18 protein-coding genes and 4 tRNA genes are annotated in these 15,391 nt (G+C 57.9%); 6 read left to right on the forward strand and 16 right to left on the reverse strand.

The genetic code is table 11. From position 1 onward, the window contains the following. The 7 genes from PHX69_RS09735 to PHX69_RS09765 form a co-directional block, all read right to left on the reverse strand. Nucleotides 1-811 (reverse strand): elongation factor Tu (locus tag PHX69_RS09735; RefSeq protein ID WP_288043529.1); only part of this gene is annotated, 811 nt, incomplete at its 3' end. 68 nt (nucleotides 812-879) lie between these two features. After that, a tRNA-Thr gene (locus tag PHX69_RS09740) sits at nucleotides 880-954 on the reverse strand. 44 nt (nucleotides 955-998) lie between these two features. Then, nucleotides 999-1,072: transfer RNA gene (locus PHX69_RS09745), tRNA-Gly, on the reverse strand. A gap of 75 nt (nucleotides 1,073-1,147) precedes the next feature. After that, nucleotides 1,148-1,233 (reverse strand) — tRNA-Tyr (locus tag PHX69_RS09750). Nucleotides 1,234-1,634: 401 nt separating this feature from the next. Further along, nucleotides 1,635-1,710 (reverse strand) — tRNA-Arg (locus tag PHX69_RS09755). A 572-nt stretch (nucleotides 1,711-2,282) separates the two neighbouring features. Then, on the reverse strand, nucleotides 2,283-3,113 hold the full coding sequence (locus tag PHX69_RS09760) for a c-type cytochrome (protein WP_288043530.1): 831 nt from the start codon (nucleotides 3,111-3,113) through the stop codon (nucleotides 2,283-2,285). 62 nt (nucleotides 3,114-3,175) lie between these two features. Beyond that, a complete protein-coding gene (locus PHX69_RS09765; RefSeq protein WP_288043531.1) occupies nucleotides 3,176-3,736 on the reverse strand; it encodes a DUF2946 family protein in 561 nt (186 codons plus the stop codon). 202 nt (nucleotides 3,737-3,938) lie between these two features. Between PHX69_RS09765 and PHX69_RS09770 the strand changes: the two genes are divergently transcribed. From PHX69_RS09770 to PHX69_RS09780, 3 genes are read left to right on the forward strand one after another with little or no spacing between them, the layout of a single operon-like run. Then, nucleotides 3,939-4,526, forward strand: a complete 588-nt coding sequence (locus PHX69_RS09770; RefSeq protein ID WP_119014657.1) for a LemA family protein — start codon at nucleotides 3,939-3,941, stop codon at nucleotides 4,524-4,526. A 42-nt stretch (nucleotides 4,527-4,568) separates the two neighbouring features. Then, nucleotides 4,569-5,441 carry a TPM domain-containing protein gene (locus tag PHX69_RS09775; protein ID WP_288043533.1) on the forward strand — a complete coding sequence of 291 codons (873 nt, stop codon included), beginning with the start codon at nucleotides 4,569-4,571 and terminating at the stop codon, nucleotides 5,439-5,441. Beyond that, the gene (locus PHX69_RS09780) at nucleotides 5,441-5,956 is read left to right on the forward strand and encodes a TPM domain-containing protein (protein ID WP_288043535.1); all 516 of its coding nucleotides are present in this window, start codon (nucleotides 5,441-5,443) and stop codon (nucleotides 5,954-5,956) included. The genes PHX69_RS09775 and PHX69_RS09780 overlap by 1 nt, the downstream gene beginning before the upstream one ends. Before the next feature lie 71 nt (nucleotides 5,957-6,027). Here the strand turns inward: PHX69_RS09780 and PHX69_RS09785 are convergent, their stop codons facing one another. The 9 genes from PHX69_RS09785 to PHX69_RS09825 form a co-directional block, all read right to left on the reverse strand. Beyond that, nucleotides 6,028-6,447 (reverse strand): F0F1 ATP synthase subunit epsilon, encoded by a 420-nt coding sequence (locus PHX69_RS09785; protein WP_119014660.1) that lies wholly within the window; start codon nucleotides 6,445-6,447, stop codon nucleotides 6,028-6,030. Nucleotides 6,448-6,522: 75 nt separating this feature from the next. Continuing rightward, complete coding sequence (atpD, locus tag PHX69_RS09790) at nucleotides 6,523-7,953, reverse strand: F0F1 ATP synthase subunit beta (RefSeq protein ID WP_119014661.1); 1,431 nt, start codon at nucleotides 7,951-7,953, stop codon at nucleotides 6,523-6,525. 35 nt (nucleotides 7,954-7,988) lie between these two features. Next, nucleotides 7,989-8,858 carry a F0F1 ATP synthase subunit gamma gene (gene atpG, locus PHX69_RS09795; RefSeq protein WP_119014662.1) on the reverse strand — a complete coding sequence of 290 codons (870 nt, stop codon included), beginning with the start codon at nucleotides 8,856-8,858 and terminating at the stop codon, nucleotides 7,989-7,991. Nucleotides 8,859-8,876: 18 nt separating this feature from the next. Beyond that, nucleotides 8,877-10,430 (reverse strand): F0F1 ATP synthase subunit alpha, encoded by a 1,554-nt coding sequence (atpA, locus tag PHX69_RS09800; protein WP_119014663.1) that lies wholly within the window; start codon nucleotides 10,428-10,430, stop codon nucleotides 8,877-8,879. Between the two features lie 46 nt (nucleotides 10,431-10,476). Continuing rightward, on the reverse strand, nucleotides 10,477-11,019 hold the full coding sequence (locus PHX69_RS09805; protein ID WP_119014664.1) for a F0F1 ATP synthase subunit delta: 543 nt from the start codon (nucleotides 11,017-11,019) through the stop codon (nucleotides 10,477-10,479). A 10-nt stretch (nucleotides 11,020-11,029) separates the two neighbouring features. Beyond that, on the reverse strand, nucleotides 11,030-11,500 hold the full coding sequence (locus PHX69_RS09810; RefSeq protein WP_119014665.1) for a F0F1 ATP synthase subunit B: 471 nt from the start codon (nucleotides 11,498-11,500) through the stop codon (nucleotides 11,030-11,032). A gap of 34 nt (nucleotides 11,501-11,534) precedes the next feature. Beyond that, entirely contained in the window at nucleotides 11,535-11,783 is a 249-nt protein-coding gene (gene atpE / locus PHX69_RS09815; protein ID WP_091458130.1) for a F0F1 ATP synthase subunit C, read from the reverse strand. 49 nt (nucleotides 11,784-11,832) lie between these two features. Further along, a complete protein-coding gene (gene atpB, locus PHX69_RS09820) occupies nucleotides 11,833-12,711 on the reverse strand; it encodes a F0F1 ATP synthase subunit A (protein WP_288043537.1) in 879 nt (292 codons plus the stop codon). 19 nt (nucleotides 12,712-12,730) lie between these two features. Next, the gene (locus PHX69_RS09825; protein ID WP_288043538.1) at nucleotides 12,731-13,204 is read right to left on the reverse strand and encodes an ATP synthase subunit I; all 474 of its coding nucleotides are present in this window, start codon (nucleotides 13,202-13,204) and stop codon (nucleotides 12,731-12,733) included. Between the two features lie 282 nt (nucleotides 13,205-13,486). On the opposite strand from PHX69_RS09825, the gene PHX69_RS09830 reads away from it, so the two are divergent. The 3 genes from PHX69_RS09830 to lipA all read left to right on the forward strand — a co-directional run. Beyond that, entirely contained in the window at nucleotides 13,487-13,804 is a 318-nt protein-coding gene (locus PHX69_RS09830; protein ID WP_288043539.1) for a YbeD family protein, read from the forward strand. Nucleotides 13,805-13,824: 20 nt separating this feature from the next. Beyond that, nucleotides 13,825-14,514, forward strand: a complete 690-nt coding sequence (gene lipB, locus PHX69_RS09835) for a lipoyl(octanoyl) transferase LipB (protein ID WP_119014686.1) — start codon at nucleotides 13,825-13,827, stop codon at nucleotides 14,512-14,514. A 17-nt stretch (nucleotides 14,515-14,531) separates the two neighbouring features. Beyond that, the coding region (lipA, locus tag PHX69_RS09840; RefSeq protein ID WP_288043540.1) for a lipoyl synthase at nucleotides 14,532-15,391 on the forward strand (860 nt) is incomplete at its 3' end.

Raw genomic sequence — 15,391 nt, forward strand, 5'->3', positions numbered from 1 at the left:
CTTGGTCCAGCAGCTTGCGGAACATTTCCACGCCGGTGCAGGTGGTCTTGACGGTGTCTTTGATACCGACGATTTCGATTTCTTCGCCGACCTTGATGATGCCGCGCTCGATACGGCCAGTCACCACAGTGCCACGGCCAGAGATGGAGAACACGTCTTCCACGGGCATCAGGAAGGCACCGTCCACAGCGCGCTCAGGCGTGGGGATGTAGGTATCCAGGGCTTCGGCCAGCTTCATGATGGCTTCTTCGCCGAGCTTGCCCTTGTCGCCTTCGAGGGCGAGCTTGGCGGAACCACGGATGATCGGGGTGTCGTCGCCAGGGAAGTTGTACTTGTCAAGGAGTTCGCGCACTTCCATTTCGACCAGCTCGAGCAGCTCTTCGTCGTCCACCATGTCGCACTTGTTCAGGAACACGATGATGTAGGGAACGCCCACTTGGCGAGCCAGCAGGATGTGCTCACGGGTCTGGGGCATGGGGCCGTCAGCGGCCGAGCACACCAGAATAGCGCCGTCCATCTGGGCAGCGCCGGTGATCATGTTCTTCACATAGTCGGCGTGGCCGGGGCAGTCCACGTGGGCGTAGTGGCGACCAGCGGTTTCGTATTCCACGTGGGCGGTGTTGATCGTGATACCGCGGGCCTTTTCTTCGGGCGCTGCGTCGATCTGGTCGTAAGCCTTGGCTTCGCCGCCGAACTTGGCGGACAGCACTGTAGCGATGGCCGCCGTCAGCGTCGTCTTGCCATGGTCCACGTGACCGATCGTGCCCACGTTGACGTGGGGCTTGGTGCGTTCAAACTTACCTTTTGCCATTTTCCGACTCCGAAAAAAGTCTACAACCAGAGAGTTTGCACATCTTTATCAGACGCACTTGGAGTTTGTGGTGCCCATGGCGGGAATCGGACCCGCGACCTCTCCCTTACCAAGGGAGTGCTCTACCACTGAGCCACATGGGCAACTTAAAATTGCTTACGCAATTTTGCAAAATCTAACCAAAGCATGGAGCGGGAGACGGGAATCGAACCCGCGTCATTAGCTTGGAAGGCTAGGGTTCTACCATTAAACTACTCCCGCATCAGCAGGCCTGACACCCACTTTTGAATGGCATTTACAACAATTGCTTTGCCAAACTTGCTTTGCGCTTATTACTGGTGGAGGAGGCTGGATTCGAACCAGCGTAGGCGTAAGCCAACAGATTTACAGTCTGCCCCCTTTAGCCACTCGGGCACTCCTCCAGCTAAGCCTCACATTGTATCACTAAATTTTCGGTAGCCAAGAATATTTTTGAACATCTCACAACCACAAAGAATGACGGCATTGTACACGCTACAACGAAACCCTCAGACCATCCGATAAAAATTGATGCGACACAGGATTTTCAAACAACAAACAAAGCGCTACATCACCAACGATCCGCTGGCAAGTCCCAGCGTATATCGAGATGATTCAACACCAAGGCCGCACACGAACAACCTCAACCGCAAAGCCGAACCTGCTGATTCAGCCCCCACCAAGACAGGATTTACATGGGATACGGAGCAGGTCTATGAGTACACGAGAGCGCGATTTCGAAAGGTTTACCAAGCGCCAAGGTCTCGTCCAACTTCTGAACGGCCTGAACCTATACATCAACACATGGTGCGGCTGGCGGGGATCGAACCCACGACCCTTGGCTTCGGAGGCCAATACTCTATCCACTGAGCTACAGCCGCTGCTTTGATAGCAAACCAACTCGGCCATTATCGCACGCCTGGAAGCATCGAGAAGGAACTGCGCGATGGACTCAGACAATCACACACCAACTAGAGTGATTGAACCGCCCTGGATTCGGATATGAAAAGTGGCACACCGCCACGATGACAGGATCAACGACGACTTGCCACTGGGAATACGCCAACCGCCTTGTCGCCTTCTCACTTGCAGTTCTGGCCGCGATTTGCCCCCTCAAAACGTCGCTCTACCAGTCGATGCGACAGCGCTACTGGCGAGCGCTTCACCCCGCATCCCGTCAACTTCTGCATCCATCCCGCAGGTTGCCCCATAAACACCCCCATGATCAAAGGCGTTACGACGGCAAGCCAAAACCACCGTAGCGCACCATGCAAAGGCACGTATTCTTGGTGTGCAGTCGAGTAATCTTCATCAGCTCCGGCAAGACTTTGGCCACCTTGTCAGCACAGAATTAGAAAGGAAATACCTGAACAAAACGGCAGCCACTGCACTATTCGAACTTGAGTTGTTCAGGGCATCCTTGAAGACGGCGTAAGACGTAAAGGCCGTCGATTTACTGCGCTGAGGCAGCCATATATTCCACAGCCGCACGCAAATCAGCATCCGATGCATTCGAGCTACCGCGCGGAGGCATGGCATTCTTGCCCTTCACAGCGCTAGCAAACAACGCATCCATACCCATTTGCAGGCGAGGAGCCCAATCTGCCTTATTGCCAAATTTCGGCGCGCCTGCAACGCCTGCAGCATGACACACTTGACAAGCCTGCTTATACAGCGCCTCGCCAGCGCCACCGGCAGAAGATACTGTAGCCACTGTTTTTACTGCTGGCTCAGCAGCGGCCACAGGTGGCGGTGTTTCGGCGGTCACAACAGGAGCAGCACCAACAGCCGACGGACCAGGTGCGGCAAATTTTGCACCAGCTGCATTGGCCATAAAAGCCACAGCACGACCGACTTCGGTGTCGTTGAACTCGCCACCACCTTGCGGCCCCATGGCGTTTTTCCCTTTAAGTGCCGACTGAAGCAGCGCCTCAAAACCCGTTTTAATACGCGGAGCCCAAGCTTCGGCATCACCAAACTTTGGAGCACCAGCAACACCCGCTGCGTGGCAGGCCGAGCACTGGGCCTTATAAACTTCTTCGCCTGTGCGCAACGCGCGATTCACATCACGAATTTCTACGAGGCCTACTTTCTGGATGCGCTCAGCCACCGCTTTTTCAGTACTTTCTGAATGCGATGATGGCCGGCCACCCGACACCATGTAAGCAATCAAACCGATGACAACGGCGATAGGCAGCACAAAGGCAAAAATCACAGAAGACAGCAGCTGCTTTGGGGGCTTGGTGGTGCCGCTGTGGGCCTTATTGGGAGATGTGGCGCTCATGACGTCCTCGGGAAGATCGGGGGGGCTTGAAAATAACCCCTAATTATAGGTGGGACAGGGCTTTATGAAGCTGCTTCTGCACGAAGCACTTTGCCAATCTCACACTGGACAGCGGCGGGACTGAGGACGTACCCGTAACGCAATGGCAGGTCGCTGGCTTGCACATGGAGAGGCTGCCACTGTCCGCGATCCACTGCGGCAGCAATATCGGGCACATCCGAAGTGTGAACCAATCCCAAGCCCAAATCGGTCATCAGGTACACACGACCCAGCTCGTCCAGGAGGCAATCTGTTGCTGTAGCGCGAAGCCCGGTGTGCGATTGCAACGTCTGGTCAGGCTGCACGCGCCAGACCCATGGAGCGCACTCCAGTTCAACATAGACACGCTGTGGGCCATTTTGAAAAAACCATTGGCCTTGTGCATCCGCCTCGTAATTGCGGCCGATGAATTCAATCAACTTGTCATGCTGCAACAACGCACCTTTGCTTTGCACAAAGCTGCCTCGTGCCTGGTCGGCCTCGTCGCGCAAATGCCAGTGGCCACGCGCATCCAACCCGAGCCAACCGTAACAGTGGGGCACATGGGGCCATTTGGCCAACGCCTGTTTAACAATGTCATCCATAGCCCGATTCTGGCACTGTTGCCACAGCCATCACTGCTTGCCATGCACCACGATTCACATTGTGTGAGCCACGCAGCAATGGACCTGCATCCTTCAAGACAGCGCCATGGAACACGATGACAAGCGGTGCTTTACGGCACAATTTGCATCCGCTTGCACCCTGGCAATTTCGCCGCACCCATGGGGCAGCGCCTGCACAACCATGAAACGTCTCTTTGCCCTGATGGTGACCGTGCTAGCCCTGACTGGCTGCGGTTATAACGACTTCCAACGGCTGGACGAACAGTCCAAGGCTGCCTGGAGCGAAGTGTTGAACCAGTACCAACGCCGCGCGGATTTGATCCCGAACATCGTCAGCACCGTCAAAGGGCAGGCAGATTTTGAGCAGGAGACACTGACCCGGGTCATTGAGGCACGGGCCAAAGCCACCTCCATCCAGGTCACTCCGGAAACCATCAACGACCCTGAAGCATTCAGAAAATTTCAACAAGCGCAAGGCGAACTGTCGGGCGCCTTGTCGCGGCTGATGGCGGTTTCAGAGCGCTACCCCACGCTGCAGGCCAACCAGGGCTTTCGTGATCTGCGAGTTCAACTGGAAGGCACAGAAAACCGGATCACGGTGGCGCGCAACCGCTATATCCAATCGATACAGGAATACAACGTGCTGGCGCGCAGTTTCCCCACCAACCTCACTGCCATGGTGTTCAGCTATCCGGTCAAGCCCAGCTTTACCGTAGCCAATGAAGAAAAAATCACGGCACCGCCCACGGTAGATTTCGGCAAGAAATGATGCCCAGCATCCCGTTACGTCCGGCAAAATAATGGGTCAAATATGCCTCTAGCCCTTATTTGGAGAGCGCTAGCAGCTATATTAATAGTAGCAATTTCTTCCTATGTATGGGCACAGCCTTTGCAGCCAGTGCCTGCTTTGGTAGCACACGCCATCGACAGCACCGGAACGCTGACCGCCACCGAACTACAGGTACTGGATGAACGCTTAGCGCGGTTTGAGCAAGAAAAAGGCACACAGATTGTGGTTCTGCTGGTGCCCACCACTGCCCCAGAAGACATCGCGGCCTATGCCAACCGCGTCGCCAATACATGGAAGATAGGCCGCCAGAACGTGGGCGATGGCCTGTTGCTCGTGGTAGCAAAAAATGACCGCAAACTGCGCATCGAAGTGGCCAAAACGCTGGAAGGCGCGGTGCCAGATTTGGCAGCCCGCCAGATCATGGACGATGCCATTACCCCCCGTTTCAAACAGAACGACTATGCCGGAGGGCTTAACGCGGGCGTCGAGCAACTGTTTGCACGCATACGCGGCGAGTCACTGCCTGCGCCTGCTTCTGGTGACAAGGCTACAGACGGATTTGACTGGGTGGATCTGGGCATTTTCTTCTTCATCATCGTTCCAGTGGGCACCAGCATCGCCAGGGCGCTGCTGGGGCGCGTAGCGGGGTCGTTGCTGATGGGGGCAGCAACAGGAATCATCGCGTACCTGGTCACGGCCAGCATTCTGGTGGCCTTGGGGGCCGCTCTGCTGGCAATGGTCTGGGGCGCACCATCCCGTGGTAACTCACGCGGGGGTGGACTGCTGGGCGGCACGGGCTGGAGCAGCGGCTCTTCCAGTGGTAGCAGCGGAGGGGGCTTCAGTTCGGGGGGTGGTGGCGATTTTGGTGGCGGTGGTGCCTCGGGAGACTGGTAATGGCAAATATCTGGAGCAACTTGCGCCGCATCGCGCGCCACCGTTGGTACAGTGTTCGCAACACGATTCGAGGTGCCATTCCTGCACCTTTACAAGAGCGGCTGGAGCAGCAAGTAGCCAACAGCGAGCAACGCCACAGCGGCCAGATCCGCATCTGCGTAGAGTCGGCTCTGCCAGTAAGCTACCTTTGGCGCCAGGCCAGTGCCCGTGAGCGTGCGATCACGCTATTCGGCAAGTTGCGCGTCTGGGATACCGAACACAACAATGGCGTGCTCATCTACCTGCTGCTGGCTGACCGTGCGATTGAAGTGGTGGCAGACCGTGGCGTACACATCCCTGGGACGCAGTGGGAAGCCATGGTCAAGCGCCTGGGGGGCGCACTGGCAGTGGGGCAATGGGAGCAAGGGCTTTTTCAGGCACTGGAAGCAGTCTCCACCCTGATGGCGGCCGAGTGGCCCGTCGACCCGCCTGCGGCACGCACCAATGAACTGCCAGACCGCCCCTGGGTAAGGTAGTAAAAACAAAGCCGCCTTGAAAGGCGGCTTTGTTTCCATCCAGCGAACAAATGCCGCTGTGGCAGTGCAACTTAGCGTTTTTGGCGAAATTTGCGCAGCGCAGCGATCTGTGCAGCCATGATGGCCAGCTCGGACTGTGCACGTGCGAGGTCGATTTCACTTTTGGCATTTTTCAATGCCTCTTCAGCCGCTGCCTTAGCAGCATTGGCTTTTTCGTCATCAAGATCCTTGCCGCGCACAGCTGTGTCGGACAGCACCGTGACGCAGTGGGGCTGGACTTCGAGAATGCCACCCGCCACAAAAACGAACTCTTCGCTGCCGTCTGCCATTTCAATGCGCACCGAACCCGGTTTGATACGGGTGATCAGTGGCGTGTGGCGAGGATAAACGCCCAGCTCACCGGCTTCGCCGGGCAAGGCGACAAAACGCGCTTCTCCGGAGAAGATGGACTCTTCGGCGCTGACGACGTCGACATGTATGGTGTTGGCCATCTGGATTCCTTTGGAAGTCTACAAAAAGCGGTTCAAGCATGCACACGGGCACCTACAGGTGCCCGGCACACTGCTTTAGGCCATCTTCTTGGCTTTCTCGAAGGCTTCGTCAATGGTGCCGACCATGTAGAAGGCTTGTTCGGGCAGGTGGTCGCATTCGCCAGCCACAATCATCTTGAAACCACGGATGGTTTCAGCCAGCGTCACGTATTTTCCGGGGGAACCGGTAAACACTTCAGCCACGTGGAAAGGCTGAGACAGGAAACGCTGAATCTTACGGGCGCGTGCCACAGTCAGCTTGTCTTCCGGTGCCAGTTCGTCCATACCCAGAATGGCGATGATGTCACGCAGCTCTTTGTAGCGTTGCAGCGTGTTTTGCACGCCACGGGCCACGTTGTAGTGCTCTTCGCCCACCACTTGGGGGTCCAGCTGGCGGCTGGTGGAGTCCAGTGGATCGACCGCAGGGTAGATACCCAATGCAGCGATATCACGCGACAACACCACGGTGGAGTCCAAGTGGGCAAACGTCGTGGCAGGCGATGGATCGGTCAAGTCATCGGCGGGCACATAAACGGCCTGGATGGAAGTGATCGAACCAACCTTGGTGGAGGTAATACGCTCTTGCAGGCGGCCCATTTCTTCGGCCAGCGTAGGCTGGTAGCCCACAGCGGAAGGCATACGGCCCAGCAGAGCGGACACTTCGGTACCGGCCAGCGTGTAGCGGTAGATGTTGTCCACGAAGAACAGCACGTCACGGCCTTCATCACGGAACGACTCGGCGATGGTCAGACCAGTCAGGGCCACGCGCAAACGGTTGCCTGGGGGCTCGTTCATCTGGCCGTACACCATGGCGACCTTGGAGTCTTCGAGCTTCTCGAGGTTCACCACGCCGGAATCAGCCATTTCATGGTAGAAGTCGTTCCCTTCGCGGGTACGCTCGCCCACACCAGCGAACACCGACAGACCGCTGTGGGCCTTAGCAATGTTGTTGATGAGTTCCATCATGTTCACGGTCTTGCCCACACCGGCGCCACCGAACAAACCCACTTTGCCACCCTTGGCAAACGGGCACACCAGGTCAATCACCTTGATGCCGGTTTCCAGCAGCTCTTGCGAAGGCGACAGTTCGTCATACGCAGGGGCTTTGCGGTGGATGGAGGCCGTCAGTTCCTGGCTAACGGGACCACGCTCATCGATAGGCGTACCCAGCACATCCATGATGCGGCCCAACGTGGCTTTGCCCACGGGGACGGTGATGGGGTTTCCGGTGTTGGTCACCATGATGCCGCGGCGCAGGCCGTCGGAGGAGCCCAGCGCAATAGTGCGCACGATGCCATCACCCAACTGCTGCTGGACTTCGAGTGTCAGCGCCGTGCCTTCGAGCTTGAGGGCGTCATAAATCTTGGGCATCTGGTCACGTGGAAACTCCACGTCCACCACAGCGCCAATACACTGAACAATCTTGCCCTGAACGCGTTCGTTCACGGGGGTATTCGCTTGAGCCATTTTGCTTGCTCCAAAAAATATATCTGTTGAGCTGCTTACACAGCAGCGGCGCCGGCCACGATCTCGGACAGCTCCTTAGTGATTGCTGCTTGGCGGGTCTTGTTGTAGACCAGCTTCAACTCACCAATCACGGTACCGGCGTTGTCGGTCGCAGCTTTCATGGCCACCATGCGCGCTGATTGCTCAGACGCCATGTTCTCAGCCACCGCTTGGTAGATCAGCGACTCGACATAGCGAACCAGCAGCTCATCAATGACGCTTTGTGCATCCGGCTCATAGATGTAATCCCAGCCGTGGGCACCCGTCTTACCTGTCTGCATGGCATCGGAGGACAGGGGCAACAACTGCTCCACCACCGATTCCTGCTTCATGGTATTGATGAACTTGGTATAGCTCAGGTACACGGCATTGATCTTGCCTTCGGCGTACGCATCGAGCAGCACCTTCACCGGGCCAATCAACTTGTCCAAGTGTGGCGTGTCGCCCAAGCCCGTAGCCTGGGAAACCACCTTGGCGCCAACACGGTTCAGAAAACCCAGTCCTTTGTTGCCGATGGCCACGGCCTGTGCAGAAACACCAGCAGACTGCAAATCGCGCAGTTTAGTAGTCACTGCACGCAGCACGTTGGTGTTCATGCCACCGCACAAACCCTTGTCAGTGGTCACCACAATGATGCCAGCCGCTTTGGCATCGTTCACTTGCATGAACGGGTGCGTGTACTCGGGATTGGCCTGACCAAGATGTGCCGCAATGTTGCGGATTTTCTCGCTGTACGGACGGGCCGCTCGCATCCGATCCTGCGCTTTGCGCATCTTGGATGCAGCCACCATCTCCATGGCTTTGGTGATCTTCTTGGTGTTTTCCACCGATTTGATCTTGCCGCGTATTTCCTTGCCTGCTGCCATGATGGCTCCTCGTCCGGTTTAAGCGAACGACTTCTTGAACGCGCCCACGGCAGCGGTCAATGCAGCTTCAGCATCCTTGTCCATAGCCTTGTCTTTTTCCAGCTTTTCCAGCAAGGCAGCATGGCTGGTCTTGAGGAACTGGTGCAGGCCATGTTCAAAGGCCAAGACGTTCTTGACTTCGATGTCGTCCAGAAAGCCCTTGTTCACAGCAAACAACGTCGCACCCATCAAGGAGATGGACAACGGGCTGTACTGTGCCTGCTTGAGCAGCTCGGTCACGCGGGCACCGCGGTCGAGTTGCTTGCGGGTGGCATCGTCCAGATCAGAAGCGAACTGTGCGAAGGCAGCCAATTCACGGTACTGGGCCAAGTCGGTACGGATACCACCAGACAGGTTCTTCACCAGTTTCGTCTGTGCAGCACCACCCACACGCGACACCGAGATACCAGCGTTGATAGCGGGACGGACACCGGCATTGAAGAGGCTGGTTTCCAGGAAGATCTGACCATCAGTGATCGAAATCACGTTGGTTGGCACGAAAGCAGACACGTCGCCAGCTTGGGTTTCGATGATAGGCAAAGCCGTCAGCGAACCAGTCTTGCCCTTGACAGCGCCTTTGGTGAAGGCTTCAACATAGTCAGCGTTCACGCGGGCTGCGCGTTCCAACAAACGGCTGTGGAGATAGAACACGTCGCCAGGGTAGGCTTCGCGGCCTGGTGGTCGGCGCAGGAGCAGCGACACCTGACGGTAAGCCACGGCTTGCTTGGACAGGTCGTCGTAAACAATCAGGGCGTCTTCACCGCGATCGCGGAAGTATTCGCCCATGGTGCAGCCGGAGTAGGCCGAGACGTACTGCATGGCCGCCGATTCGGAGGCGGATGCAGCTACCACAATCGTGTAATCCATGGCACCGGCTTGTTCCAGTGCACGCACCACGTTCTTGATCGACGAAGCCTTCTGGCCGATAGCGACGTACACACACGTCACGCCCTGGCCCTTCTGGTTGATGATCGCATCGATGGCCACAGCCGTCTTGCCGGTCTGACGGTCGCCAATGATCAACTCGCGCTGACCACGACCGATAGGTACCATCGAGTCGATGGACTTCAGGCCGGTTTGCAGCGGCTGGTCCACAGATTTACGCGCGATCACGCCTGGAGCGACCTTTTCGATCACATCGGTCATCTTGGCGTTGATCGGGCCCTTGCCGTCGATAGGCTGGCCCAGTGCGTTGACCACGCGGCCAATCAGTTCAGGGCCAACGGGAACTTCCAGAATGCGGCCTGTGCATTTGACAGTATTGCCTTCGGAAATGTGCTCGTACTCACCCAAAATCACGGCACCTACGGAATCACGTTCCAGGTTCAGCGCCAGACCGTAGGAGGGCGTGCCGTCCGCCGTTGCGGGGAACTCCAACATTTCGCCCTGCATCACGTCCGACAGGCCATGAATGCGCACGATACCGTCAGACACAGACACCACGGTGCCCTGGTTACGGATATCGCTGCTGGCTGCCAGACCCTCGATACGGCTCTTGATCAGTTCAGAAATTTCTGCGGGATTGAGTTGCATGACTCTTTCCTTCTTTCTTTGTTTAGCCGAAACCCCAAGCCGCGCATTACGCAGTGAGGGCCGCTTTCATTTGTTCCAGACGTGCTTTGACCGAAGTGTCGAGGACTTCGTCTCCCACTACGACCCGAATTCCACCGATCAGGGACTCGTCCTGCTGCACGGTGAGATTGAGCTTGCGGCCAAAGCGCTTTTCAAGCGAGGCGCCCAGCCCGTCCAGCGCCGCGCTGTCCATGGGAAAAGCGCTGTACACGACGGCATCCGAAGAGCCGCTGCTGCGATTGACGAGCGCGCGGAACTGCGCTGCCACTTCGGGCAGGGCATCCAGGCGTCCGTTGTCGATGACAGTGCGCAAAAAATTGCGCGCCATATCCGGCAGGGCCGACTTGGCCACACCGGTGATGACATCAAAGACCTGCTCAGGACTGACCTTGGGGTTGTCGGACAACTGGCGCAACTGTGGGTTGGCGGCGATCGCCGCCAGTTCGTCCACCCAGGCAGCGGCAGCGCCCAGATCGACGCCCACACCCGCCGTGCAGGCCTTGAACAGGGCTTCCGCGTAAGGGCGGGCAATGGTGGCGATTTCGGCCATGGATGCTCCCTTACAGCTCAGTCTTCAGGCGGGACAGCAGATCGGCGTGAACACCGGCATTGACTTCCTTGCGGAGAATCTGCTCGGCGCCCTTGACAGCCAGCACAGCCACTTGCTCGCGCAGGGCTTCACGCGCCTGCACAGCCTGCTGCTGCGCTTCAGCTTGTGCAGCGGCAACAATCTTTTGGGCTTCTTCGGTGGCACGGGCCTTGGCCTCTTCGATGATGGCCTGCGCACGGCGATCAGCGTCGGCCAGACGGGAGGCCGTCTCGTTGCGCGTCTGCGACAGTTCCTTTTCGACACGCTGGTTGGCAGCGCTCAATTCGGACTTGGCACGGTCGGCAGCAGCGAGACCATCGGCGATTTTCTGGGCTCGTTCATCCAGCGCCTGCGCAATCGGGGGCCACACGAACTTCATCGTGAACAGCACCAGGATCAGGAAGACGATGGCCTGAACGAACAGGGTCGCGTTGATACTCACGGCAACACCTTTCTATTTGGGCGTTGAGGGGAGCTTAGGCCAGAACGAAGGGGTTGGCGAAAGCGAACAGCAGGGCAATGGCCACGCCGATCAGGAAAGCAGCGTCGATCAGACCAGCCAAGATGAACATCTTGGTTTGCAGTTCGTTGATCAGTTCAGGCTGGCGAGCCGAGGCTTCCAGGAACTTGCCGCCCATCAAAGCAATACCGATCGAAGCGCCGATAGCGCCCAGACCAACGATCAGACCACAAGCCAGAGCGACGAGACCGAGAATGTTTTCCATGATGACTCCTGATTAAAAAAAGAAAAGTTGAAAAAGAAAAGGGAAATGGTCAGTGGGCTTCATGCGCCTGGCCGAGGTAAATCAGCGTCAGCATCATGAAAATGAAGGCTTGCAGGGTGATGATCAAAATATGAAAAATCGCCCAGATCGAGCCTGCAATGATGTGCCCCACAGGGAGCAACACACCAGAGAGCGACATGGCAGCAGCACCACCCATCAGGGCGATCAGCATGAACACCAACTCACCAGCGTACATGTTGCCGAACAGTCGCATGCCATGCGAAACGGTCTTGGCAACGTATTCAATGACCTGCATTAGCAGGTTGACCACACCCAGAATCAGGGCGAAGACAGGATTCTTGCTGGTACCGAAGGGAGCGGTAACCAATTCGTGCGCCCAGCCGCCCATGCCTTTGATCTTGACGCTGTAATAAAAGCACAAGATCAGCACAGCAGAGGACAGACCCAGTGTGGTGGACAAATCCGCCGTAGGCACAACACGCAAATAGGCATGCGCCGGATCATGGCCCGCAGCGCCGTAGATTTGCGCCCAAATGACAGGCAGCAAGTCCACGGGCAACAAGTCCATGGCATTCATCAGGAAAATCCAGACGAACACGGTCAGTGCCAGTGGCGCAATGAATTTGCGGCTTTGTGCGTTGTGGATATTGGCCTTGGCCTGGTTGTCCACCATTTCCACCATCATCTCGACTGCTGCCTGAAAACGCCCGGGGACGCCGGAAGTTGCTTTGCGGGCAGCAAGCCAAAAAACGAACAATCCCAAAAAGCCCACCAACACGCTCACGATGACGGAGTCGTAGTTGATCACCGACATATCGATGATGGATTTTTGCTTGATGTTCTGAAGGTGCTGCAGGTGGTGAACGATGTATTCACTTGCAGTCGGAGCGTGCGCTTCTGCGGCCATCGGACAACTCTTCTCTTAATCAATCGGTTTTTCGGACACCAGACTGCGCCATGAGCGCAATCCAGTACGTTTTCATCGTCACCACCATGCCAGCCAGCAGTGCCAGCCAACTCAGCTGCGCTACCAGCCGGGGCGCGGCCGCCAGCATGGCAACAGTCAACACAATCTTGACCATTTCCCAACCAAAGAACCCCACCATGGCCGCCCCAGGCGACCCAGCAAAGCGCTGACGGGCCATACCGCGCGCAAACAGCGCTGCGGGAACCACCACCGCCAATGCACCGTAACCAGCAGACCACCCTATCGGGGGCTTGCCAGAAACCAGTCCGGCCAACAAAGCCACCAGCCCACCCACCAGCGCCTGCACCACTACCAGCCGCCATACCGGGATGGCCCGGTGGCGACTGCGCCACGCCTGCGCTTCTTGTGCAGTCAGGGGCTTGAAGTCAGATTCTTCAGCCTCAGCTTCTGTCTCGGGAGCGATTGTTTTCATCGTTTGAAGCCCCCGCGCTACAGACATAAACTTTTACAAAGCCCCTGATTATAAGTAAAAACCCCTGCATTTCAGCAAAGACCTGCTTGTCTGGGGGCTGCGCTGTGCCTGAAAAGCACTGTTGTGGTGGCATTCCAACGCAATGCGCCACTGCCTGAAAGCCCCCGCGCAGACCTGACGTCCTGCGCTGCACACCCATACCAGGGCGTACAAAATTCATGTCCAACGGCCTCTGAAGCACAATACGCCTGCCCCTGAAGCTATTGAATTAAGAGCATTTGCATGACAACGCCACCCATTTTTCACGCCAACGGCGCAGTGCCACCCCCCGCCGATCCACGGAAAGATTCGCTGATCGAATATCCGTGTCTTTTTCCCCTCAAAGTCATGGGTGCCCAGGTGGAGGGTTTTGTCCAAGCCATCACAGAACTGGCGCAGCGCTTTGACCCCACTTTCGATGCGACCACCATTGAGCTGCGCCCCAGCAGCGGCGGCAAGTACGTGGGCGTGACCATCACCATCACCGCCACCAGCCGCGAGCAGCTTGATGACCTGTACCGCGCGCTGTCCGGCCATCCCATGGTCAAGATCGTGCTCTGACGCGCATGAGCGCCGCCGCCATGCAGACCCGTCTCTGGGGACATACACCCTATCTGCCGGTGTACCAGGCCATGCAGGAATTCACTGCCCAGCGCACCGCCAGCGAGCCTGACGAGCTATGGATTTGTGAGCACCCCGCCACCTTCACCCAAGGCCTGGCCGGGCGTGCCGAACACTTGCTCCAGCCCGGTGGCATTGCCGTGGTGGCCACCAACCGGGGCGGTCAGGTCACTTTTCACGGGCCGGGCCAGGTCGTGGCGTACCCGCTGGTGGATTTGCAGCGCGCGGGCTACTACGTCAAGGAATATGTGTACCGCATCGAAGAAGCCGTGCTGCGTACGCTGGCGCACTTTGGTGTCACCGGCCACCGGGTGGCGGGCGCGCCTGGCATTTATGTGCGGCTCGATGATCCGCACAGCCACGCCCAGCTGCCCCAGCGCCCGCAACAACGCACGGGCAGCGCGCCGCCCGCGCCCGATTTCACCGGCCTGGGCAAAATTGCCGCGCTCGGCATCAAGGTCAGCCGCCACTGCACGTACCACGGCGTATCGCTCAACGTGGCCATGGACCTGGAGCCCTTCGGGCGCATCAACCCTTGTGGCTACGCGGGTCTGCAAACCGTAGACCTTTCTACAATCGGCGTCCACACCACTTGGGAAGACGCCGCGAACGTGCTGGCCCGGCAACTGTTGGCCCGCCTCGCGCCCTAACCTCTCCCGTACCAGCCATGAGCACCTCCGACGTCGTGCGCGAAGCACAATCCTCCGAAAACTACAACCCGCTGGCCAAGCAAAAGGCAGCCGCCAAACTCTCGCGCATTCCGATCAAGGTCGAGCAGGGCGAGGTACTGAAAAAACCCGACTGGATTCGCGTCAAGGCGGGCAGCCCCACCACGCGCTTCTACGAGATCAAGGACATCCTGCGCGAGCACAAGCTGCACACCGTCTGCGAAGAGGCCAGCTGCCCCAACATCGGTGAATGCTTTGGCAAGGGCACGGCCACCTTCATGATCATGGGCGACAAGTGCACGCGCCGCTGCCCGTTCTGCGACGTGGGCCATGGCCGCCCCGACCCGCTGGACAAGGACGAGCCCCTGAATCTGGCCAAGACCATTGCCGCGCTGAAGCTGAAATACGTGGTCATCACCAGCGTGGACCGCGACGATCTGCGCGACGGCGGTTCCGGCCATTTTGTGGAGTGCATTCAGCACATTCGCCAGCTCTCGCCGCAGACGCAAATCGAGATTCTGGTGCCCGACTTCCGGGGCCGCGACGACCGCGCACTCGACATTCTCAAGGCCGCGCCGCCCGACGTGATGAACCACAACCTGGAAACCGCGCCGCGCCTGTACAAGGAAGCGCGCCCGGGTTCGGACTACCAATTCAGCCTGAACCTGCTGAAAAAGTTCAAGGCGCTGCACCCCAACGTGCCCACCAAGAGCGGCATCATGGTCGGCCTGGGCGAGACGGACGAGGAGATTTTGCAGGTCATGCGCGACATGCGCGCGCACGGCATCGACATGCTCACCATCGGCCAGTACCTGGCGCCCAGCAACAGCCACCTGCCGGTGCGCCGCTATGTCCACCC

This window comes from Simplicispira sp. (assembly GCF_028687295.1).
Lineage (GTDB): Bacteria > Pseudomonadota > Gammaproteobacteria > Burkholderiales > Burkholderiaceae_C > Simplicispira > Simplicispira metamorpha.